Origin of the sequence: Plesiocystis pacifica SIR-1, from assembly GCF_000170895.1 — a bacterium.
GTDB lineage: Bacteria > Myxococcota_A > Polyangia > Nannocystales > Nannocystaceae > Plesiocystis > Plesiocystis pacifica.
The window spans coordinates 1-22,066 of record NZ_ABCS01000071.1 but is presented as its reverse complement, the minus strand read 5'-3'; the positions used below and the strand labels follow the sequence as shown (position 1 = coordinate 22,066).

At 70.0% G+C, this 22,066-nt stretch carries 18 protein-coding genes and 1 pseudogene; 8 read left to right on the top strand and 11 right to left on the bottom strand.

All coding sequences use genetic code 11. The annotated features are described in order from the left end of the window. Positions 1–15: 15 nt before the first annotated feature. Positions 16–696, top strand: coding sequence for a hypothetical protein (locus tag PPSIR1_RS28545; protein WP_006974678.1), 681 nt, complete (start codon positions 16–18; stop codon positions 694–696). A 159-nt stretch (positions 697–855) separates the two neighbouring features. Here PPSIR1_RS28545 and PPSIR1_RS28540 read toward each other — a convergent pair. After that, positions 856–1,440, bottom strand: a pseudogene (locus PPSIR1_RS28540) (substrate binding domain-containing protein); the annotation flags it as partial. Positions 1,441–1,484: 44 nt separating this feature from the next. Here PPSIR1_RS28540 and PPSIR1_RS48375 point away from each other — a divergent pair. Next, a complete protein-coding gene (locus PPSIR1_RS48375; protein ID WP_006974676.1) occupies positions 1,485–1,637 on the top strand; it encodes a VOC family protein in 153 nt (50 codons plus the stop codon). A 110-nt stretch (positions 1,638–1,747) separates the two neighbouring features. Here PPSIR1_RS48375 and PPSIR1_RS28535 read toward each other — a convergent pair whose 3' ends face one another. Further along, positions 1,748–4,204, bottom strand: a complete 2,457-nt coding sequence (locus PPSIR1_RS28535) for an FG-GAP-like repeat-containing protein (RefSeq protein ID WP_006974674.1) — start codon at positions 4,202–4,204, stop codon at positions 1,748–1,750. Positions 4,205–4,487: 283 nt separating this feature from the next. Between PPSIR1_RS28535 and PPSIR1_RS28530 the strand changes: the two genes are divergently transcribed. Next, on the top strand, positions 4,488–5,222 hold the full coding sequence (locus tag PPSIR1_RS28530; protein ID WP_006974673.1) for a hypothetical protein: 735 nt from the start codon (positions 4,488–4,490) through the stop codon (positions 5,220–5,222). A 13-nt stretch (positions 5,223–5,235) separates the two neighbouring features. On the opposite strand, the gene PPSIR1_RS44100 is transcribed toward PPSIR1_RS28530, so the two are convergent. Further along, positions 5,236–5,994, bottom strand: coding sequence for a DUF3995 domain-containing protein (locus PPSIR1_RS44100; protein WP_006974672.1), 759 nt, complete (start codon positions 5,992–5,994; stop codon positions 5,236–5,238). Positions 5,995–6,080: 86 nt separating this feature from the next. On the opposite strand from PPSIR1_RS44100, the gene PPSIR1_RS28520 reads away from it, so the two are divergent. Further along, complete coding sequence (locus PPSIR1_RS28520; RefSeq protein ID WP_045116934.1) at positions 6,081–6,629, top strand: TetR/AcrR family transcriptional regulator; 549 nt, start codon at positions 6,081–6,083, stop codon at positions 6,627–6,629. A 51-nt stretch (positions 6,630–6,680) separates the two neighbouring features. Here PPSIR1_RS28520 and PPSIR1_RS28515 read toward each other — a convergent pair whose 3' ends face one another. Genes PPSIR1_RS28515 through PPSIR1_RS28490 form a run of 6 tightly spaced genes read right to left on the bottom strand, consistent with a single transcriptional unit; the run spans position 6,681 to position 14,775 of the window. Next, positions 6,681–9,152, bottom strand: a complete 2,472-nt coding sequence (locus PPSIR1_RS28515) for a serine hydrolase (RefSeq protein WP_157596074.1) — start codon at positions 9,150–9,152, stop codon at positions 6,681–6,683. Then, positions 9,149–9,538: an META domain-containing protein gene (locus PPSIR1_RS28510; RefSeq protein ID WP_006974669.1), complete on the bottom strand. Its 390-nt coding sequence runs from the start codon at positions 9,536–9,538 to the stop codon at positions 9,149–9,151. Before PPSIR1_RS28510 ends, PPSIR1_RS28515 begins: the two co-directional genes overlap by 4 nt. 39 nt (positions 9,539–9,577) lie before the next feature. Next, the gene (locus PPSIR1_RS28505; RefSeq protein ID WP_006974668.1) at positions 9,578–10,108 is read right to left on the bottom strand and encodes a hypothetical protein; all 531 of its coding nucleotides are present in this window, start codon (positions 10,106–10,108) and stop codon (positions 9,578–9,580) included. Positions 10,109–10,124: 16 nt separating this feature from the next. After that, complete coding sequence (locus PPSIR1_RS44095) at positions 10,125–11,465, bottom strand: hypothetical protein (protein ID WP_006974667.1); 1,341 nt, start codon at positions 11,463–11,465, stop codon at positions 10,125–10,127. A 40-nt stretch (positions 11,466–11,505) separates the two neighbouring features. Continuing rightward, a complete protein-coding gene (locus PPSIR1_RS28495; RefSeq protein WP_198154636.1) occupies positions 11,506–12,885 on the bottom strand; it encodes a DUF1501 domain-containing protein in 1,380 nt (459 codons plus the stop codon). 48 nt (positions 12,886–12,933) lie between these two features. Continuing rightward, positions 12,934–14,775, bottom strand: a complete 1,842-nt coding sequence (locus PPSIR1_RS28490; RefSeq protein ID WP_045116927.1) for a DUF1549 domain-containing protein — start codon at positions 14,773–14,775, stop codon at positions 12,934–12,936. 408 nt (positions 14,776–15,183) lie between these two features. On the opposite strand from PPSIR1_RS28490, the gene PPSIR1_RS28485 reads away from it, so the two are divergent. Together PPSIR1_RS28485 and PPSIR1_RS28480 are read left to right on the top strand one after the other, a co-directional pair. Further along, positions 15,184–15,987 (top strand): hypothetical protein, encoded by an 804-nt coding sequence (locus PPSIR1_RS28485; RefSeq protein ID WP_006974664.1) that lies wholly within the window; start codon positions 15,184–15,186, stop codon positions 15,985–15,987. A gap of 293 nt (positions 15,988–16,280) precedes the next feature. After that, positions 16,281–17,615: a hypothetical protein gene (locus PPSIR1_RS28480; protein WP_006974663.1), complete on the top strand. Its 1,335-nt coding sequence runs from the start codon at positions 16,281–16,283 to the stop codon at positions 17,613–17,615. Between the two features lie 101 nt (positions 17,616–17,716). On the opposite strand, the gene PPSIR1_RS48370 is transcribed toward PPSIR1_RS28480, so the two are convergent. Next, positions 17,717–17,878, bottom strand: a complete 162-nt coding sequence (locus tag PPSIR1_RS48370) for a hypothetical protein (RefSeq protein ID WP_006974662.1) — start codon at positions 17,876–17,878, stop codon at positions 17,717–17,719. A 229-nt stretch (positions 17,879–18,107) separates the two neighbouring features. On the opposite strand from PPSIR1_RS48370, the gene PPSIR1_RS28475 reads away from it, so the two are divergent. After that, positions 18,108–19,229, top strand: coding sequence for a Vps62-related protein (locus tag PPSIR1_RS28475; protein ID WP_006974661.1), 1,122 nt, complete (start codon positions 18,108–18,110; stop codon positions 19,227–19,229). Positions 19,230–19,465: 236 nt separating this feature from the next. After that, complete coding sequence (locus PPSIR1_RS28470) at positions 19,466–20,467, top strand: hypothetical protein (protein WP_157596073.1); 1,002 nt, start codon at positions 19,466–19,468, stop codon at positions 20,465–20,467. A 235-nt stretch (positions 20,468–20,702) separates the two neighbouring features. Here PPSIR1_RS28470 and PPSIR1_RS28465 read toward each other — a convergent pair. Then, on the bottom strand, positions 20,703–22,066 hold a 1,364-nt coding region (locus PPSIR1_RS28465; protein WP_006974659.1), incomplete at its 5' end, for a hypothetical protein.

Sequence of the window (22,066 nt, the reverse complement as noted above, 5' to 3'; positions counted from 1 at the left end):
TCCGAGGACGACCCCATGCACACCAAGGTCTCGATCTCGCTGGCGCTCGCGTCGCTGTGTCTCGGCTGTAGAGCCGAGGCGACCACGAGCCCCACGCCGGCCGAGCACGGGCCGCCTGCGGTCGCGCCCATCGAGGTGAGCGCGGCCGAGCTCGCCGAAGCCAAGCCCGAACGCTCCAGCAGCGAGCTCACGCTCGAGGACCTCGCCGAGGCTCGGCGAATGGCAGGCCACGCTTCGATGGAGGAGATCGCTGCCGAGAACGCGCGGATGTTCGAGCGCGGCGCGCGGGAGTACATCAAGACGCGCATGCCCGAGTATCGCCGGCTGCTCGCGGACCTGCGCGCGCTCGTGACGGAGGTCGAGCAGGCCGCGCCCAGCTGGCGCGCGCGCCAGGAGCTGACGCGCTTCGAGCAGGCCTACGGCGCCAAGGTCGACGCCTTCATCGCGGACTACGAGCGGCTGACGGCCAGGGGCGTCGAGGGCGGGGAGACCCAGGCCAAGCTCGGCGCCGTCGTGCGCGAGTGGGAGGAGCTCAACGGCGCGCTCGAGCCGGGCATCGCCGCCGAGCCGGAGTTTGCTGAGGCGATCCAGGGGATCCGCGACGGCCTCGACGCCGTCGAGCTGGCCCTCGACGGCATCGACGGCGACGGCTCGCTGGTCGTCGACCCGGACTACGTCCCGCCGCCCTCGCCCTAGCAAGCTGCTGAAAATCGCCCCACGACGTCAGGCACGCCTCTGCACGCCAATGCCGGTGTCTCGAAACCTAGCAGTATGCCCGATACAGCGTCGGTTTCGCTCCTTGGCCTCGACGCGCAGCGACGCACCTGACGACGCGCGGCGAATTTCAGCAGCTTGCTAGCCGACCGCGAAGCCCTCGCGCAGCGCGTCGAGCATCAGCCGGATCTTTAGCGGCACGCGCCCCCGGGCCGGGTAGACCGCCCACACCTTGCCCTTGGGGAGCTTCCACTCCGGCCACACCTGGACCAGCCGCCCCGCGGCGAGGGGCTCGGCCGCGAGCACGGAGGAGACCACGCCCACGCCCACGCCGGCCTCGAGGGCGGCGATGACCGAGAGGTAGTCGTTGACGACGAGCCGGGCCTGGAGCAGGGCGGGGCCGTCCTGGTAGCGCCACGCGTGGCCGTGCTCGGGGGTGAAGACCACGGAGGGCACGACCTCGAGCTCGTCGAGGGTCGCGGCCAGCTCGGGGGAGGCCACGGCGACGACCTGGAGGTCGGCGAGCTTGCGGCTCTTGAGCTCGGAGTCGGCGAGGCGCTGGCCCAGGCGGACGGCGATGTCGACGTCGTCGAGGATCGGGTTGACCATGCGATCGGTGAGCAGCACGTCGACGACCACGTCCGGGTGCCTGGCCATGAACGCGGCGACCACCGGCATGATCGTCCCGGGCCCGAAGGCGGGCGCGGCGGTGATCCGGATCCGCCCGCTGACCTCACCCGAGACCGAGCGCGCCGCCCGTTCGGGTGTTCATGGACGAGCACGGCGTCGCCATCACCGGCAGCTTCAGCTTCGAAGGCCTGAGCGCGATCTTTGTCCGCGACCCCGACGGCAACGTGCTCGAATTCGACGAGTACGCGGGCGCCGAGCCCCAGACGCGGGCCAAGCGCGAGCCTGGGTGTTGATCGATTCGCAGCGCTACGCGGGCGCGGCGATGGTCGAGGTCGTCCCGCGTGTCGCCGTGGTCCGCGAGAGCGGGGAGCTCGAGCTGCGCACGATCGTGTTCGACTGAGCGTCAGCCGATCCCGCAAAAGGCGTTCGCCGGCTCGGACACGTTGTCCGAGTCGTCGCACTCGACGAAGGTCGGGTTCTCGGGGTCGACGATGACCTCGGCGACGAACTCCAGGTCCTCGTTTTGGCTGAGCATGGAGTCGAGCTCGATGAGCTCGATCTGGCCCGGGAACAGGGACTGGGTCGTGGTCACGGTGCCGATCACCTGGACGTTGGGGGTGACCTGACGGACCTCGACCTCGACGCCGGCGGGCAGGGGGGCCAGGCCGACGTTGCGGACCTTGACGGTGATCTGCATCGGGTCGCTGCACAGCACGTCGAGGTCGACGGTGACGTTGGCGGCGTCGAAGACCCCGCTGTCCTGGACGTTTTGGCGGAAGTTGTTGAGCCACGGGAGCAGCCAGTTGGGCTGCTCAAAGCTGGGGATGGACCCGTAGATGTTCGGGTTGGCGCAGGCCCCGTCCTCGTCGTTGCAGATGTTGGTGACGTTGTAGGCGTGCTGGTTCCACATCGGCCGGGTGCCGACCCAGGAGCTGTCGACGCTGCCGAACACGCTCAGGCCGCGGTAGTAGACCTGGCTCTCGCTCGCGGGCTCCCACGGGGGCAGGCCGGTGTCGGGGTCGCCGTTGATCCACGGCGCGGTGTTGCACTGCCAGTTGGCGCTGTTGGACACGCGGACGACCTCGGCGGAGGAGTCCCCGTCGACGTCGGCGACGATCAGCGCTTCGGTGGCGGTGAAGGTGGTGGTCGGCGCGGCGAAGCGCAGCTCGCCGGTGCTGCCGTCGAGGATGCGCAGGAAGCACTCGTCGGAGTAGACGACCTCGGCCGAGCCGTCGCCCTCGAAGTCGAACACCGAGGAGCCCGTGACCGCGCTCGAGGTGTCCTTGGTGCCGTGCTGCCAGACCACGCTGAGGTCGGCCTCGTAGACCACGTAGACCGTGCCGCCGGCGATGCCGATCTCCGGGCTGCCGTCGCCGTCGAAGTCGGCGATGGTCGGCGGGCCGCCGCGGGTGTCCTCGAGGGGGATGTCGACGGGGCCGACCTCGATGGCCCCGGTCGCCGCGTCCAGGATCCACACGTCGCCCTTGACCAGCACGAGCTCGGGCTGGCCGTCCTTGTCCATGTCGCCGATCGCCGTGAACCCGTCGGGCAGGTTCGGGTCCTGCCACAGGATCGAGCCGTCGAGGTTGTAGACGGTGTTGCCCGCGATCAGGTCGCCGGTGCCGTCGTTGTCGACGTCGGCCATGTGGCTGAGCTCGCGGCCGATGCCGCCCCCCGTCCCGCCGGCGCCGACCCACAGCCGGGTGATCGCCCCGTTCGTGGTCGAGAACAGGTTGCGGCCGTAGGCGATCTCCGGGTGGCCGTCGTGGTCCATGTCGCTCATCGCGATGCCGCCGCCCCAGCCGAAGCTGCCGCCCATGTCGGCGACGGGCTGGTCGCTGACGCGCACGACCTCGCCGAGGCCGTTGACCATGGCGATCTTGCCCTCGCCGCTCATCGCCACGATGTCGACGCGCTCGTCCCCGTCGACGTCGCCGAGGGAGACCGAGAGCCCGGCCCAACCCTGGGAGCCGGGCTCGGGGGCAACGTTGGTCCACAGGGTCTGGCCGGTGCGCCCGTCGAGGACGTTGAGCTCGCCGGTGCGGCAGGCCGTCTCGGCCCCGGCGCAGGAGCAGCAGGTCAGGTTGGAGTTGCCCGAGACGAACACCACGTTGGGCGGGTCGTTGCCGTCGAGCTTGTCGTCGCAGTTGGCGTCGTAGATGCGCGCGACGGTGGGCGTGGCCCAGATGTCGGTCTTCTCGGTCATCGGCGCCTCGAGGCCCCACTGCCACTCGATGGTCGCGGCCAGGGGCTTGGGCTCGGGCATGACCTCGCAGGCGGGGACGCAGTCCTCGGGGTCGTTGGGGCCGCCGGTGCAGACCACGGGCAGGTCGATGCACGCGCCCGTGGGCGGCAGATCGTCGACGCACTCGAGGCCGGGGGCGGGGGGCGTGCCCGGCCCGGGGCTGGGCTCGCCGAGGCCGAGCTCGCAGTACTCGTCGTCCTCGCAGTCGGCCGCCGTGGTGCAGGGCTCGCCCGGGATCACGCAGCTGTCGAACAAGCACTCCTCGCCCTCGCCGCAGCAGCTGTCGCCGCAGGCGTTGGCGAAGTCGCAGCACGCACCCTCGATGCACAGGCCGTCGACGCAGTCGAGGTCCTGGAAGCACTCGGGGCCGGTGGTGGTCTCGTCGTCGAAGGTGTCTTGGGTGTCGAGGGTGTCGTTGGACTCCGAGGAGTCCTCGCCGCTCTCGTCGGTGTCGGTCATGCCGTCGCCGAGTCCCTCGTCGGCCTCGTCCCCCGAGCCGTCCGCGGATCGGCCTCCGTCGTCGCCGCAGCCGGCGAGGCCGAGGGCACCCACGGCGAGGGCCAGAGTCAGGGGGATGATCGAGTGCGACTGGGTCGAGCGCGTCGGAGTGTTCATGGCAACCTCGTGTAAACCTAACGGTTACCTGAACCTACAGTCACCGACATTCCTCTGTCGAGCGCCACGACGGATCAGTTGGGTGACAACCAAGCTCGGCGAGTCCGGCGAGTCACGCGCCATCGGGGCGCTTTGCTCACCGAGCGGCCCAATACTGCGGTAAAAAGGCTTTTGGATGGACGTCGGGAGCAATTGGGGGCGCGGGCTGCTCACCGCTCGCGTGCCGCGGCTCACGCTGGGGCTGCTGTTGGGCTTCGGCGTGGGTCTTGGTGTCAGTGGCTGTTTGGCCAACACCGAGGGCCTCGGCAAGGGCACCGGCAAGGAGAGCGGCGGTTGCTACGAGGGCCTGCTGTGCGACGACGGGCTCGAGTGTGTGCTCGGGGTGTGCGTTCCGTCGGAGGCCGAGGACGAGGCCGAAGACGACACCATGGGCGAGGAGGACGGCGACGCTTCTGGCGACTCCGGAGGCGGCACCGACGAAGGGTCGGGCGAGTCGGAGAGCACGGAGACGACCGGCACCGACACCGCCGAGGGCGAGACCACGACCGGGGACACGACGAGCACCGACGACGGCGGGGCGCTGTGCGGCGACGGGCTCATCGAGCCTCCAGAGGTCTGCGACGGCTCGAACCTCGCCGGCCAAGACTGCGCCGGCCTCGGCTACGACGCGGGCGTCCTCGCCTGCGCGCCGGACTGCAGCAGCCTCGACTCGAGCGGCTGCGCCAACGACCCGCAGCCCGGGAGCGGGCTGTACTCGCAGTGCCTGCAAGACGCCGACTGCCCGGGCCTCTCGGGCTGCGCGACCTATACGGAGGAGGGCCAGATGAACCCCTCCGACGGCTTTTGCACGCAGCTGTGCTCGAGCAACGCCCAGTGCAGCGCGGACGTGGGCGGCTCGGCGACGCCGCTGTGCAACGACTCGATGAACGCCTTTTGTCAGCTCGACTGCTCTGGGGGCAAGACCTGCCCCGACGGGATGGAGTGCCTCGAGCTGAACGTGGGCACGATCTGCCTGTAGCTGGGCCAGCAGCCTAGGCCAGCAGCAGCGCCGCGCCGCAGGCGAAGGCCAGGCCGACGACCAGGGGCGAGTAGAGGGCATCGTCGGCGCGGGCGAAGGCGGTCTCGTGGTTGGCCTTCGAGAAGCCGACCTGGCGGCCGTCGCCGACCGCCCGGGCGACGAACACGACCAGGGCGATCCACAGCATGATCCGCTGAGGAGCGGCGAGGGGGGCGAAGCTCGGCCAGGCCAGCAACACGCCGAGCGCGGCGCAGGCCGTGGCGACGGCGAAGCAAGGCAGCGGGCCGGGGACGATGGCGGGCTCGCCGTCTTCGCCCTGGGGGAGCGCGGCGGCAAAGCCCCAGCGGCCGCCGAGGCCCCAGTAGACGTGCAGCCCCGCGAGCGCAACGGCCAGGCCCGCGCCCACGAAGCTCAGGGTCTGCAGGGCCAGCGCGGGGATGACCCCGAGGGAGGCCCAGATGCAGCCGGCCACCGCGAAAAACAGCGGCCAGGCGAGGTGGCCGCGGAGCATCACGAAGACCAGCGCGCCGCTGCCCAGGCACACCAGCGCGGTCGCGTGCAGGGCCGAGAGCCCGAGCACCGCGGCCGCGAGGCCGATCCACGCGAGGGAGGTCAGGTGCCAGGCGAAGCGGAAGATCCGCTCGGCGGGCTCGCGGGGGATGTCGAGCTCCCAGGGGCGGGCGAACAGCGGGCGGAGCAGGGCGGCCTCTCCCAGCACGGAGTGCAGCGCGGCGATGAGCACCAAGATGACGGCGGCGACGGTGGCGAGCATGGCGGTTGTCTTCCTCTCTGCGCGACCATACGGGTGCGTATGGTCGCTCGCTTGTCACCGTACCATACGGCGGCGTATTGTCGAGCGTGGCCCGGCTCTCGAAGGACGACTGGATCGCCGCGGCGGCGGCACGCTTCGCAGACGCTGGCGCCGCCGCGGTCCGGGTCGAGCCGCTGGCGAAGGTGCTCGGCGTGTCGAAGGGCAGCTTCTACTGGCACTTCAGCGACCGGGCGGCGCTGCTGGCCGCGATCGTCGACGCCTGGGAGCAGCGCGGGACCCTCGAGATCATCGACGCCGTCGAGGAGGCCGCGGACGACCCGGGCAAGCGGCTGTGGATCCTGATCGAGCGGACCTTTGGCACGCCTGCGGAGGCCGACGCCTTCGAGGCCGCGGTCCGGGCCTGGGCCGCCCAGGACGCCCACGCCCAGGCCGTGGCCAAGCGCGTCGATCACCAGCGCCTGGCCTTCGTCGCCGAGCTGCTGCGCGCCGCCGGCATCCCCAAGGCCGAGGCCAAGCGCCGGGCGGACCTGCTCTACTGCACGCTCATCGGCGAGTACACCCAGCGCAGCTACGGCAAGCCGAAGCTCAGCAAGGCGAGCTTGCGCTCGCTGCATCGGCTGCTGTTGACGGACTAACGGCGCTCGAGCGGCCCGCTCCCCTTCGCGCAAGAGCGGGCCGCTCGGCGATCACCAGCCCATGGTGGGGGCGCACTCGTCGGTGCCCACGGTCGCCGGATCGTCGACGCAGGGGTAGGCTTGGCCGAGGGCGCCGAGGCCGGGGGTGGACGAGGTCACGCCGATGAGCGGGTTGGCGAAGTCCGTCAGCCCGTTGCCGCGGGTGTTGGTCAACAGCACGATCGTGACGTCGGCGTCGCGGTTGTACAGCGCGATGGCGCTGGCGCCGTAGAAGCCGCCGGCCATCGCGACCCACTGCCCGCGGACGTACCAGCCGAGGCCGTAGGCCCACTTCTCGCCCTTGCTGTGGCTACCGGGGGGGACCCACCAGCTCGGGCTCCACAGCTCGTCGGCGACGGACTGGGGGAAGAAGGCCTCCTCCGTGGCGACGGCCCGCGCCAGCCGGCCGACGGACTCCCCGTCGCCGTGCCACCCTCCCGCGGCCAGGGGAGCGCCGCCGAGGTAGGTCCCCCCCGCGTAGCGCTGCCACGCGGCGTGGCTGGGCGCGGCGGGGTCGACGGGCCCGGCGTTGGGGCGCCAGTCGTTCTCGGCGATCAGCGGCGCCATGGTCGAGCCGAACTCGACGGGGGTCCCCGGGTTCTTGACATAGGGGTGGTCGTCGTTGATCAGGTAGGCGCGCAGGCCGGCGGCGATGGGCTCATCGAGCTCCTTGCGGTGGCCGGGATCGGCGTAGATGTCCCCGTCGAGGCCCTCCGGCGCGAGCATCTGGGTGCGCACGTAGCTCTCGTAGGGCATGCCCGACTGCACGCGGACGAGCTCACCGAGGAGGGAGTAGCCGGGGTTGGAGTAGCCGAACTGGCCGACGGCGCCGGCGTTCCAGTAGTCGTCCGTTCCGCCCACGCCGAGGTGGCCGCCGAGGACGACGTAGTCGTAGAGCTCCTCGCCCAAGATGGGGTAGCTGCCATGGGGGCTGAAGTGGACCATGGACTGGTCCAGGTAGGAGTCGGGGTTGGTCATGAAGCCGCCGGTGTTGGTCAGCGCGCTGGCGATGTCCACGCTGATCATCGCCAGGGGCACGTTGGCGAACATGCTGGCGGCGCCCGTGAACGAGTCCGTGAGCGCGACGTTGTTGTCGTCGAGGACGTCGAGCACGGCCGCGGCGGTGATCGACTTGCTCACGCTGGCCAGGCCCATGGGCGCGTTGAGGGGGGTGTCGGGGTAGTAGGCGGGGGCGTAGGTGTAGGCCCGGTTGAGCACGAGCTGGTCGCCCTCGAAGATGTGCAGCGTGCCCGAGGGGCGGAAGTACTTGCCCTCCTTCTTGCCGTCGAGGGAGAGGTCCATGGACGCCTTGGCCTGGGCCTCGACGGCGGTCCACACGGCGAAGTTGGGGTCGCCGGGGCCGAGGGTGTCGCCGACGACGGTGTCGTGCCAGTACTCGTCGCTGCGCATCCACACCCCGGCGTAGCGCAGGTCGCCGCCGTCGAGGTAGGCGGTGCCGTTCTCGAGGTGGAAGCCCTGGTGGCGGAAGGCCTCGTCCTGGGCCTCGAAGTCGGCTTTGCTCATGTCGTAGCGGGTCTCGACCTGGGTGTCTGGCGGCTCCTTGGCCCACAGGATGTTGAAGCGCGGGGGCTCCTCGGAGCCCTGCTCGTAGGTCCCGCGCGAGGGGTAGTAGCCGTCGGCCCAGTTGGTGTTGGCCGTGTTGGTCAGCGTCGACCAGTCCTCGCCCAGGGAGATGCGGGTGCTGCCCGAGGGCTGGCCGTCGGCCACGAAGATGCCGGCGTACTCGCTGACCCCGTTGCGCTCGCGGCTGGCCACGGAGATCAGCCGGTAGCCCTGGATGCCCCAGGCGAGGATCTGCTGCTCGAAGTTGGCCTTGGTTCGGCCCACGGCCACGCGCCAGGGGAGGTCGGAGTTGTCGTGGGTCCAGACCAAGGAGGTGCCGAGCTGGCCCTCGTCGAGGCTGAATGTGTCGATCGCCGTCGGCCGGGGCATGCCCACGGTCAGGGGCCCCGAGAGCTCGAGGGCGGCGGACTCGCTGGTCAGCCCGTCGAACAGGTAGGTCTTGGTCTCGCTGCGGTAGGCCGTGTCGTCGTCGGCGACATAGGTCGAGAGGTCCTCGAGCCCGAGATCGATCAGGTTGGTCCCGATGATGGTGCTGCCGGTCACGAGGGCGTCGACGGTGGCCGGGCGAAAGCCCGCCTTGATCTTGTTGATGTGCGTGGGGACGAAGCCGATCCAGTCGACGCCGGCCTCGAAGTCGATGAGCGGGCTGACCAGCTGGGTCGGGGGCGCGTCGAGGTCGAGGCGGGAGTCGCTGACCAGGCCGTTGCCGAGGGTCGCGGGGTGGCGCCAGCTCGTGGTCTGACTCGGCGTGCCGGGGACGTCGCTGGTGCCGAAGGGGTCCGACGCGGACGCGATGGCCGTGCTCGGGCCCTGGCTCGTGGGACAGGCCGAGAGCAAGGGCGCGAGGGTCAACAGCGCGGCGCAGGGGAGCGCTCTAGGGAGGAGCTTGGTTGTGTTCACACCTTGCGGTGCGCCTCGGTGGTCGACTGATCCGTGCGCCCGAGGGCGCGCGGGCGTGAGCACGCCCGCGGTCCGCTTCGCCGGGTCAGGCCCATGTCGCCGCCGCTGAGCTCGAGGCGGTTCCCTTCGATCTCCCACGCGGAGATCACCTCGAGGATCGTAGTCAGCTCGCGCTCTTGCTGGGCCAGGTCATCGTTCGAACACGCGTGCAGCACGCCTGAGTGCGCCGTGCCTCCGATCGAGACGATGTTCCACTCGCCGTTGGGGGTCGGCGGGTTCTCGCCCGCGAGCGGCGAGGGCTCGGGGTCGGGCTCGACGAGCACCACGTCGGGGTCGGCGGGCGAGGTCGCAGGCTCGCCGCCGTCGGTGCACGCGCCCGCGAGCACGCAAGCGATGGTTAGGGCGATTCTCGCGTCCAACGGGCCTCAGCCCGTAGTGTCCGTCCCGCCGGTGTCCGTGTCCATGCCGCCGGTGTCCGTGGTCGTGTCACCGGTGTCGGTGTCCGTGGTCGTATCACCGGTGTCGGTGGTCGTGTCGGTCGTATCGGTGGTGTCCGTCGTATCCGTCGACTCGGTGGTGTCGGTCGTGTCGGTCGTGTCGGCGTCGGTGGTCGACTCGCCCATGTCCATGTCGGTGGTGTCCATGGTGTCCGCCTCGGTGCTCATGGTGTCGCTGCCGGCGTCGGCCTCGTCCATGCCGGAGGTCATCGGCCCCATGGGCTCGCAGTCTCCGCTCTCGCACACGCAGATCCCGTTTTGGCAGACCAGGCCCTGGTCGCACACGTCCCCGGCCGCGCACTCGCAGTCGAGGTCGCCGACGATGCAGCCGTAGTCCTCTTGCGGCCCGTCCTCGTAGGTCTCGAGCTGGGCCTCGACGGTGGTGTTGCACGCGGCGAGGGCCAGGCCGAAGCCGAGGCCGAGGAGGGGAAGAGCGAAGCTGGGCAGGGCGCGCCGCATGGCCGGCAGTATAGACCTACTCATCCTCGACGGCGCCGTTGATGATCCAGGTCTCGATGTCCGAGATCTCGGCCTGGGTCAGGGTGCCCTCGCCCGTGAGCGGGTTGTAGGGCATGGGGTTGCCGACGATGCTCTCGTCGCCGATGAGCTTGAGGAACAGGTAGCTGCTCATGGGATCCCCGGGCTCGATCAGGTTGAGCTCGGGGTTTTGGGCCGAGGCCTCGAGCAGGCGCTCGTAGGTGCCCTCGCCGATGAGCGTGAGCCCGGCCTGGGGGTCGATGGCGTTGTGGCAGCCCGAGCACTGGAACTCGAGGATGTTCTCGATGCGCGCGGCCCAGGTCACGCCCTCGCCGAGCAGGTTGAGGCCGGCCGGGTCCGTGCTGTAGGAGCAGTTGGCGTAGTCGATGGCCCGGGCCAGGTCGCTCTCGGTCGGGTCCTCGGGGATGGTCTCGACCAGGCAAAACAGCGCCAGCATCTCCGAGATGCTCAGGGGCTGGTTGGCCAGGGGCATGCGCGAGCCGGGCACGTCGATGCCGGACATGGTCCCGCGCAGGCGCGCGATCAGGTAGCTGTTCTCGGGGTCGCCGGCGGACAGCATGTGGACCGGGTCGCTCTCGCGGGCGCCGGCGATGCCGTTGCGGTTGGCGTCGCCCTCGACGATGCCCACGGACAAGAGGTCCTGGACCTGGTCGCTCTGGCCCTGCTGGACGCGGCCGATGATGTGCGTGCGCCCGGGCAGCACCCACCACAAGGTCGTGTAGCTGGCGTAGGTGAAGTCCCCGACCTGGCCGTCGGTGATGAAGGTGCGGCGGAAGTCGGCGGTGGTGAACACCTGGGTCTGCTCGCCGGGGGCGGGGTCGACCAGGTGGATGTGCAGGCCCGGGGCGTCCTCGGCGGGCAGGCCCTCGCCGGTGAAGGGGTCGCCGGGCACGACCTCGACCCAGCCGATCTCGAGCTCGCCGGAGTCGTAGCCCTGGCCGTCGACGATCAGGCGATCGCCGGGGCGCTCGCAGCCGTCGAACACCGACTGGTACTCGCCGTACTGGATGTTGCAGTTGGCCCCGAAGGCCTTGACGAAGTTCGCCGGCGTGCGCAGGTCGGGGAACTCCTTGGAGTTGTGGCACACGCCGTTGAAGGGCGTGCAGGTCCGCCAGATCACCTTCTCGTGGAAGTCGAGGCCGGTGCGGAACTTCGACTGGGCCTCGAGCACGATCTCGTCCTCGCCCATGTAGGGGTCGGGGTCGTCGGGGTCGACGGGCTCGGGGCGGTTGGGGTCGAAGCTGATCTCGCCCGGGTCGAAGCTGCTGCCGACGGTGCACGCAGTGAGGGCGCTGGCGAGGACCAGCGCGGGGGTCATGACAGTGGCAAGGCGAAGCGGGGCAGTCATGTCGGGGGGCTCAGGCGAGGAAGAGATCGTCGTAGGGATCGTCCGCGAGGAAGAACTCCTCGTGGTCGCAGCCGAGGGCGTCCATCATCGACTTCATGGTCGAGCGGTAGCTGTAGACGGCGCCGAGGGGCTCGAGGTCCGAGGCCCGGGTCTCGCCCAGGCGCCGGCCCGCGGCCGCGATGGGGCCGCCGAAGAAGGGCATGGACATCCAGCGCGTGGCGTAGTCGCCACCGTGGTCGCTGCCGCGGGCGGAGTTGAAGCGGCCGCCCCGGCTCGAGCGCGAGAACTCGCTGCCCATGGTCACGATGGTGTGGTCCCAGTAGCTCCCGCCCTCGGGGTGCTCCATGGTCTTGAGGGCCCAGCGCAGCGCCGAGATCAGCCGGTTGAGCTCGCTGATGCGGCCCGGCAGGCCCTGCTCCTCGCCCGAGTGCATGTCGTAGCCGCCCTGGTCGAGGTAGACCGCGGGGCAGCCGAACTTGAACAGGCGCAGGGCCAGGCGCAGGCTCCGGGACGCGCCGCCTTGGCCGAAGGCCGTGGCCAGCTGGGCGTTGCTGACCCCGTCGATGAGCTCGGTGGAGCCGTTGTCGATCTTCAGGGCCTCGCTCGAGAAGATCTCGGAGTAGGCCTTGGTCGCCTCGCGCGACTGCAGGTAGGCGTCGACGGTGGGGTAGTGGGGCAGCTGCTGGACGTCGCGGAAGCGCGCGTCGTAGTCGGCGCTCATGGACTGGGCCCAGTCGGGCAGCAGCGACTCGGTGTTGAAGCCGAAGCGCTCGAGGTCGTCGCCGCGCAGCACCGGCGGGCGGTAGCCGGCGTACTTGCCCGAGCCGCGGCCCATGGCGGCCTGGCCCATGATGATCGAGGGGAGCAGGATCTGGCCCTCGGCCGCGGCCATCTCGGTCTGCGCGCGCAGGCCGTAGTTGATCATCGTGAAGATGCCGGTGGTGCCGTTGACCGAGCCGGTCAAGAAGCGCTCGAGGCCGGTGTTGTGGTTGCCGTCGGCCGAGCCCGAGAGGGGCTCGTGGTCGACGCAGGGGACGACCGCGATCTCGTTGGTGAAGTCGGTGACGCGCTGCATGCCCAGGGCGCTGCGATCGGCGTCGAGCCAGTCGTCGGCCTCGAGCAGCGCGCCCACGCCCCACTCCGTGCCGCCGGCGACGGAGCTCGCGGTGCCCCAGGGGCTGAACTCGTCGCTGACGTCGGAGTTGAAGCAGGTCGGGAAGCGGAAGCCTCCGGACAGGCGGATGACGATGAGGTGCTTGGCGGTGCCGAAGCCGACGGTGTTGGTCGCCTTGGCGGACTTGATCCACAGGTGCGGGGCACCGATGGCGGCACCGGCCGCGACGCCGCCCACACCCACGGTGGTCAGGAAGCGGCGGCGGGAGGGGCTCACGGGACTCTTTTTCTTGGTCATGATTGGGGTCCTTTCACGTGGCCGGGTTCAGTAGAAGAGCATCTCCGCGGAGGAGAGCAGGGCGAAGCAAGCGGGGCGAGCGAAGCGCTCGGCGGTGCAGGGCTTGGGCGTGCACTGCTCGGAGTAGCCGGCGGCCGCCTCGAGCTCCGAGGGGTAGGGCTCGCGGCCGTAGAACAGCCGCGTCTGGCGGGTGACGATGTCCTGGGCCGTGCCCGCGTCGAGGGCCGCGTCGGGGCTCATGCCCTGGGGCAGGAGCATCGACACGTCCGCGCCGCCGCCGAGCAGGCTGGGGTCGCAGACCTCGGCGATGAAGGCCTCCTGGACCGCGGTGTTGAGGATCGAGATGGTCGTGAAGCGCCCGCTGACCTCGTTGGTCGGGCAGCCGCCCAGGGACTGGGTCACGCCGCGGTAGCTGGTCTCGAGCTCCTTGTCCTGGTCGATGACCCAGCGGCTGTTGTTGACCAGCGCGAAGGTCCAGCCGTTGGGCTCGTTGCCGTTGCCGTCGGCGTAGAGGTAGTCCTCGGGGTGGGGGATGCGGTGGTCACAGGCGCCGAGCTGGTAGCCGGCCATGCGCTCGATGGAGTCGACCCACATCTCCGGCGTGGCCTGCTTGAGCGGCCCCATGGTCCACGGGAAGTCGGACTCCTGGGCGCCCTGCGAGCTCTGCAGGTAGGGGATGGAGGTGGCGACGGCGAAGTGCACCGAGCGGATGTCGGCCTGGTTCTCGAGCAGGTACTTGACCAGCTCGTGGCGGATCTGCGGGACCTCGGTGCCGAGGTCGTAGCCGAAGTACTGCATCAGCACGTCGTCGACGGCGGCCTCCCAGAAGCTGTCCTCGGTGGCCATCAGGCGCCCGGGCAGCTGCACGGCCTCCCACTCCTCGGCGCTCATGTAGCCGCTCCACATCCAGCCCTCCTGGTCGCCGGTGATCTCGCGGCGGCCGTCGGGCTCGAGGGTGAGCTCGTGGTAGCCCCACAGGATGCTGGTGCACGCGCCCTGGTCGGCGGGGGTGCCGTCTTGGTTGGTGCCGACGCAGTCGTAGTTGACGTAGGGGTCGGGCACGGTGCCCAGGAAGGGGTGGTCGCGGTAGCCGTTGCTCCACACCGAGTAGAGCCGGCCCATGTCGCTGCGCTCGTCCTCGTAGGGCGGGCGGTGGAGGAAGAGCTTGAACGCGGCCTCGGCCCGGTCGCCGGGGGTGGTGTGCCGGCGGACGAGCACGGGGTGCGAGGCGGCCACGGACGCGAACAGGTCCCAGGGCACGTAGCCCTGGTAGGCCTTGCGGACCAGATCGTCCATGTCGTAGATGCGCTCGACGTTGACGGCCCGGTTGTTGTAGAGCATCGCGTCGGCCCAGCGGCGCTGCTGCACGAGCACGAACTCGTCCGAGCGCATCAGCGCCTTGACCGTGTCGCCCCAGTCCTCCTCGTTGCAGACGTCGTTGACCTCGGCCGGCGTGGGGTAGCGGCCGAGCATGTCCGCGTGGAGCTTGCGGCAGGCCTGGCGGCGGTCGACGGGCTGGGAGGCCAGGCCCACGCCCCACAGGCTCGAGCACGCGCCGATGTTGACCGGGTTGCTCAGGCCGAGGCTGTCGCAGTAGCTCTGGCACTGGGCATCGCAGACGATCGGCTCTTCGAGGGCCGGGGGCACCTGGTTGGGCTCGGGGGGCGTGTCCCATCCGCCGGTGAAATTGCCGTCGGTGATCGGGTCGCCGTTGCCGACGAGCTCACCGGGGCCGCGCTGGGGGTTGGCGGGGTCCATGCCCTCGACGTCGAGGCAGGCCGACGCCCCCAGAGTGGCCGGCAGGATCAACGCCGCGCCGAGCAGGGCGGCCAGCGAGGGTCCACGGGAATGAGCTGAGTCTACGCGCATGAGAGCTCCAAGAAGTCTCGCGCTGGGATCCGCGTGTCACGACCGAGGCCTCGGCGCAGGAGCGCGACGAAGCCCGAATCCCAGTGCTTTTCGCCCTCCATGGTAGTCGTCTGCGGCAACTTTTGCGAGTGATCGCCGCGGCGCTGTCACCTCGGTGGGCTGCCTCGCACGATCGACAAATTACGGGAACTTCAGTGTGTGAGGCGCTCCTGAGCTCACCACGGTCTGGAGGTGGGGAGAGCCCAGACATGGTCGTCGAGGTGCACCCCACGCGACGATCGGCGTGCGAGGGATTGCTTTGGTCGGACTCGCCGCCGGGGTATCTTCCGGCCAATGGCATTCCCCTCGGTACAGCGCTCCCTCGGTCTGGCGTCCGCTCTCGCGGTATTCCTCGCGGCTCCCAGTGCTTTGGCGGCGCCCGCCAAGGGCGGCAAGGGCAAGGGCAAGGGCAAGGGCGACAAGGCCGACGAGACGGAGGCGCCGGCGGAGGCCGAGGACGCGCCGGAGCCGGAGCCCGAACCGGAGCTGGAGCCCGACCCCGAGCCGGCGCCCGTCGTCGACGCCGGCGGCGACTCGAGCATGAAGGGCCGCCTGGGCCTCGGCGGGACCCGCTCGCTGTCCGGGATCAACGCGCTCTCGCTCCGCTACTACGCCACGCAAAAGCTCAGCGTCGGCGCGCTCATCGGCGTCGCCACCTACTCGCACCGCGAGGCCAGCGAGACCGGCGACTTCGATCAGAACAGGACCGTGGGTCTGCTCGGCTCGGGCCTACAATTGTTCTACTGGCCCGTGCAGGGCGACCGCTCGAAGTACATCTCGGCGGACTTCGGCGTCGGCGCGCGCGGCCTCGTCTACGTGGGCTTTGGCGCCGACGACATCGACAACAACCCCGACACCCGCGAGGCGCCCCTCGAGTTCGACATCGAGGTGCCGATCACCACCCACGTGTTCATCGGCGACTCCGTCGCGATCACGCCCGAGTTCGGCCTCGTCGCGCGCATCGTCCCCGGCACCCGCGAGCCCGACGAGCAGGGCGCGAGCGACACGAACCCCGGCACGGGCGCGGGCTCGCGGCTCGGGACCACCGACGGCCCTGGCCTCGGCTTCGAGCTCGGCGAGCACGGCGGGGTGTTCTTCGGCCTGTCGATCACCTACTTCTTCGGCGGCGCGCAGGCCAAGGCCAAGAAGGCCGCCAAGGCCTCGAGCAAGTGACTCGGCGCGGTGACGCTTGACCCTTCATGCCATTCGATTTTTTTCGGATTCGGCGTGAAGGATTTCGGCTCGTCCGGAGATATATGAGTACGTCACCACACCGCGCGCTACCCATCCAGCGCTGGAAGTAGCCGCACCCAAGTGACAATCGACCCGACGTAGCCAGAGCTGGGGGGCCCTGGCGCGTCGAGGTCGGTTCTTTTTTGGTTCGAGCACCCGTGGTCGCGGGGCCAAAACGGCGATATCGTGCGCCAAGCACGGAGCTGTCCGTGTCAAGCGACGCAGATCACGCCATGCGAACCCCGAGCACCTCCGCGACCCTCCTGTGCGCCCTCCTTGGCGCGACCTCGTTCGCCTGTGGCGATGACGCGACACCAGGCGACGGCGCGGACGAGGCCGGCGAGGCGACGGAGACCGACGACGAGGTCGGCGAGTCCGCTGGCTCCGAGTGCGAGCCTGGGGACGAGCAGGCCTGCGAGTGCCCCGACGGGGGCGAGGGCACGCAGATGTGCACCGACACCGGCTGGGGGGAGTGCAGCGACTGTGTCCCGCCCTCGGAGTGCGGCAACGGAGTGTGCGAGGACGACGAGCTGTGTGACGAGTGCGTCGAGGACTGTGGGATCTGCCTGGACTGCGCCGAGGCGCCGAGCTGCGAGCAGGCGGCGATCCCCGACGGCATCGAGACCCACCTCGAGGCCCTCGACGTGCCCCTGCCCGGCGAAGAAGAGGGCGAGGGCGGCTCGTTGGTCGTCGAGCTCCAGGCTCGGGTCGCGGATCACGACGAAGGCGTGCGCGTGGTCGTGGCGGCCCTCGACCCCGAGGCCGCCCCCGGCGAGCACCCCTTCGTGCCCAAGCTGCGCCAGATCTTCGCCGACTACCCCGAGCAGGCCGCCGCGGTCCGTCGCCAGCTCGCGCGCGCGGGCGTCGACTCGGTCCCGAGCTACCGCGCGGCCCATCCGGAGCTGCGCGTGGGCGAGGGCGAGAGCCGGTCGCCGTCCTCGACGCCCAGCTTGACCCCCGGCCCCGCCGAGGCCCCGGGCGACTGCGAGGACCCCAAGCTGCGCCTGCGCGTGGCCAAGATCGTCGTCCACGACGAGGCCGACCTCGTGTTCAAGGACACCATCTACTGCGCCGTGATCGCGGAGGCCATGCCCGGCGCGGAGATCCGCGTGACGCCCAAGACCTTCGCCCTCGACAACGGCGACGAGTACACCTTCTCCCTGGCCGAGGGCGTGGTCTGGGGTCAGGTCGGCGAGCCCGTGGCGCCCCAGGGCTCCCTGGCCATGACCTACAACTGCCTCGAGGGCGACGGCACCGGGGCCTTCGAAGAGTTCCTCGACGCCATCGCCAACGGGGCCGAGGGCGTGGGCATCATCCCGGGGGCCAACGGCTGGGTGATCCCGGTCATCGGCCTGGCGGCGGAGATCATCAGCGCCGCGCTGGCCCTCGAGACCGACGACCACCTGTTCAACGCCTCGCAGATCATCCCGGCCAACCTGCAGCTGGAGATGACCCCGGGCGTGTGGTGGTCGGTGGAGCGCGACGGCGTGTTCATGCTCAAGCCCTGGCATTGGGAGCTGCGCATGGAGGCCTGGGGCTGCACCGACGACGGGATCCTCGAGGGCTGAGCGGGTCGTCTCCGAGCCCTCGCGTTGGTCTGGTCCGGCGCCGCCCAATCGCGCGGGTGGCCCTCGAGTAGGGCCATTTGGATTGTTGATTCTCGGATGTGTCAGGCGTCGACCTTGGCCGCGACCCTGGACTTGCGGTGGGGGTCTTCGCGCTTGTCGGGGAGCGCCGCGCGTTCGGCGGCTGTCAGCCCGCCGGTGATGGGGATCGCCAGCGCGAGGGGGATGAGGCTGCGCGAGGAGAGCTTGGCTTGTCGCAAATCCATGGCCGAGATCCCGTTCGGAGAGAGGGGTTCGGGGGCGAAGGCGCATCGTCCAACGCAACGTTACTGTACCAAGGGACATGTACTTAAGGCCAGTTCATTTGAGCCCGGATCCAAAATAGTGAATCGTAACGTCCTCGGAGTGCGTGATTCCGAGCATCCGAGTCCTGATAGCATCTGAATTCAGGCCATGAGTTGGAATCGCATCACTTCCGTATCCTTATTTTTTCTCATGACCGTGGGCCCGCTCGGGTGTGGCGACTCGGGCGGCGGCGAAGACGAGGTGGGCGAGACGCAGAGCACCGAGGACGCGGACGAGAGCACCGAGTCGGAGACGGAGAGCTCGACGGACGCGGGGACCACGGAGAGCGAGAGCAGCAGCGAAGAGGAGTCGGAGTCGGAGTCTGAAGCAGAGTCGGAGTCGGAGTCCGCGGAAGAGACGGACACGGACACGGGCGTCGTCGAGCCGGACCCGCGGCAGACCGCCCTCGAGACCTACGCGCCGCGGATCTACTTCCCCGCCAACGAGGCCTACTGGCCCTCGTCCGCCGAGTGGGCCTTCCCCTTCCTCGAGCGCTTCCCCGACGGCCAGGGCCAGTACTGGGTGCGCAGCGCGGCGGAGCTCGGCTCGCCCTCGGACGTCCTGCCCTTCTTCTCCGGCGAGCTCGAGACGGCGCCGGTCTACGGCTTTTGGGCCGACAAGGGCGGCGGCGTCGTCGACCTCGTGTACTTCATCTACTACCCCTACAACCGCGGCAAGGAGCTCGCGGACACGGTCTGGGGCAACCATGTCGGCGACTGGGAGCACATCACCGTGCGCCTGGTCGACGACGAGCCGAGCCAGGTCTACCTCTCGGCGCACAGCTTCGGCGGCGCCTACGACTGGGACGGCGGCGAGGTCGAGCTGTTCGAGGGCACGCACCCGGTGGTCTACTCGGCGTGGGGCTCCCACGGCTTTTGGGCCCAGCCCGGCAACCACGTCTACATGACCATCGGGGAGGTCGATCCCTTCTTCGACATCTGCATCACGCTGATCTGCGCCGATCTGGTCGACGAGACCAGCGCGGGCGTGGCCTGGGACACCTGGGAGGTCGTCTACGGCCTCGACTTCTTCGAACAAGAGGGCCTCGAGGGCGCCGAGTGGCCGGCGTGGATGAGCGAGGACTTCACCGATCCCGGGCGCGGCGATCCTGCGCTGCCGAGCGCCGGTCCGATCTATCGCTGGGGCAACCAGGAAGACTGCTCGGTGCTCGGCATCCCCATCGACATCACCGACATGATCGGCGTGTGTCGGTTGGAAGACGGACCGACGGGGCCGGTGTCGAAGGGGACCTGGGGTCCCGAGCTGGAGTAGTTCGTCTGCAAAATTGGCGCCCACGTTTTTGAGCGCCGTTGAATGCACCACGAGGGGCGCCCCATGGCGCTCTTTGTCGATCGCGTGGAATGCCGACGCGCGCGGCCTGTTGCTGCGAACACGTGGGAGAGCTCGGCCGGGCGATGGGCGCTCGGGGGTCTGCTCCGCGATGGAAAGAGAGACGAGAGATGGCAGGCCCCTCGGGCGCGGGAATGGTGCAGAGCTACCTACGATCGATGCGATCGAGCAACCGGAGCCGCGGGCGCGACATTCGTGCGGCGATGCGCCGGGAGATCGCCCGAGCCGGCGCGAGCGTCGGCTACCAGGACCCCGAGCTGGCGCCCTTCGAGTGCTTCTCGCTGTGCATGAGCTGCGGCTACCTCAGCGCGCCTTCCTCCCTCGAGTCGACGAGCGATCCCATGCGCGGCGTCGAGGCCTCCGAGCGCGGCCCGCAGCGCTGCATGGCCTGCGGAGAGCACGGCCTCGCCGACCTCCGCCACACCCCCACGGTCTACTCCCTCGGCGAGCTCGAGGAGGACGAGCGCCCCCCCAGCCGGGGCTCGCGGGCGGCGAAGATCTTCGTGCTCTCGACCCTCGGCGTTGGCCTGCTCGCCTACATGGTCCGCTTCGTCGACGGCGCGCTGAGCCAGACCCCGATCTTCGAGGGCGTCGGCCCCGAGCTGACCCTGAGCCTGATCGCGCCCGTGCTCTTGCCCGTGGTGTTGATGCTCGGCTGGGTCGTCCACCAGGCCCGCAACCTGGGGTCCACGGCGCGGACCACCCCGCGGCGCTGGCGTCTGGCTCGCGGCTTTGGTCAGCGCCTGCGTCGACCCGAGCAGCTCGAGCGCGGCGTGGCGCGGGAGACCGGCGAGCTGCTGCGCGCCCCGATCAGCGGTCAGCCCTGTCTGGCCTACGAGGTGGCGATCTGCGAGGAGGACCTCGAGTACCCCGCGGCGATGCCCGGCAGCGACGCCTGGCGCCTGGTCGAGCAGGACAACGTCGCCTTCCAAGTCGGCGAGCAGCGGATCCCCCGGGGCGAGGCCCTGCTCCGCATCCCCCGGAGCCTGGCGAAGGTCATCCCCCTCGACCGCCGCAGCCCCCAGCTGAGCCGCTTCCTCCGCATGCGCGGCCTGCTCGAGAGCGACCAGCTCCGCGCCTTCGAGATCGTCGTGCTCCCCGGCCAGCGCTACGCCGTCGGCCAAAACCCCGACGAGCCCGCCCAGCTGTTCGCCGCCTGAACTCAGGGACTGTGAAGTTTTCACAGTCCCTGTTTATTTTAGCCGTCGTGGACGACGCCACGCCCTCCCTGCCCCACGTCCACGACTCAGGGACTGTGAAGTCTTCACAGTCCCTGTCTACTTTAGCCGTCGTGGACGACGCCACGCCCTCCCTGCCCCACGTCCACGACTCAGCGAACGACGCTGCCCGAGCCGCCCTGCCCACGCGGGGCGGCTCGCCTTTTGGGTTGGAGGGTTAGAGCCAGTCGAGCGTGCCCGGCTCCGGGACCTCGAAAAAGAGCTGGTTCTCGAGGTCGTCGATGCGCCAGGGCAGCTCGGGATCTTCGCCCTGGGGCCGCGCGACGCACTGACCTTCGGCGGTCAGGCGCGGGAAGGCGACGAAGGGCTGGATCACCAGCTTGGTCCCCGCGCTGGGCCGGGACAGCTGCAGCGAGGGGCCGTGGACCGTGCCGCCGGGGGGCTCGAGGGCCTGGGGGTCTTGGATCCGCGCGGTCATCACCATGGTCCCGTCTTCGATCCACGCGCGCTCGAAGTAGGCCCCAGTGCTCGGGTGGAGCATCGGCGCCGGCGCCCACAGCCCGGCCTCGACGTGGATGCGGGCGGTCCAGGCCCCGCCCTCCGACCACAGCACGAGCGGCGCGCCCTCGTCGGTGAAGGTCCAAAAGTGCGGGTCGTTGTCGGTGCCCGGCGGCGCGAACATGACGAGGGTCTCGAGCAGCTCGTCGCCCTCGCCAAAGCGCAGCAGGTGGAACTCGTCCTCGCGCTGGAAGGAGAGCCAGCGCTCGGGCAGGCCGGTCGAGCCCAGGGACCAGTCTGGATCGGCGAAGTAGGGCTGGGCCTCGCTCAAGGGGTGGATGGTGAGCTCGTCGAGGCGCTCTTCGACGAGGGGGAAGGTGTCCGGAGCGCCCTCGACGTGGCCGAGGTAGACGAAGGTGCCGTCGGGGAGCACGTCGTAGCCCGCGAAGAACTCGTAGTCGTAGAGCTGGCCGCCGCCCGCGTAGTCGGACAGCACGGCGTTGAACCACGAGGGCTCGAAGTCGTCGCCGCCGACGCAGGCGTGCCAGTCGTCCGGGGCGATCGGGCTGATCGCCGAGCAGTAGAAGGTCCCGATGACGCCGAACGCGTCCATGGCTCGGCCCCAGGAGGTGTCGCCCTCGCCGGGCAGCATGACGATGAAGCGGCCGTCCTCGGACACCCGCACCCACGAGCCGGCGGGCTCGGTCTCGGTTCCGGCTTCGACGTGCTCCCACATCAGCGCGCCGGTGCTTCGGCTCCAGCCGCGGTAGCGGGCCAGGTCGTGCTCGAGCCCGTCGACGTCGTCGTAGCTGACGGTGATGATCCAGTCGCCGGCGTTGCCCGTGGCGACGCGCAGCTCGGCGTCGGGGGCTGCGTCGGGCAAGCTGGTGTCGAGGGCGAGGGTCGTGCCGTCGCCGCGCAGCAGGTGGGCCGTGGACTCGCCGGTGATGAGGGCGATGAACGCGTCGGGGCTCCACTCGGCCGCGGCGCAGGGGAGCTCGCCCGGGGCGAGGGGGTCGAAGGGCTCGATGGTGGGCTCGGTGCCGGTGCCGGTGCCGGTGCCGGTGTCGGTGTCCGTCTCGG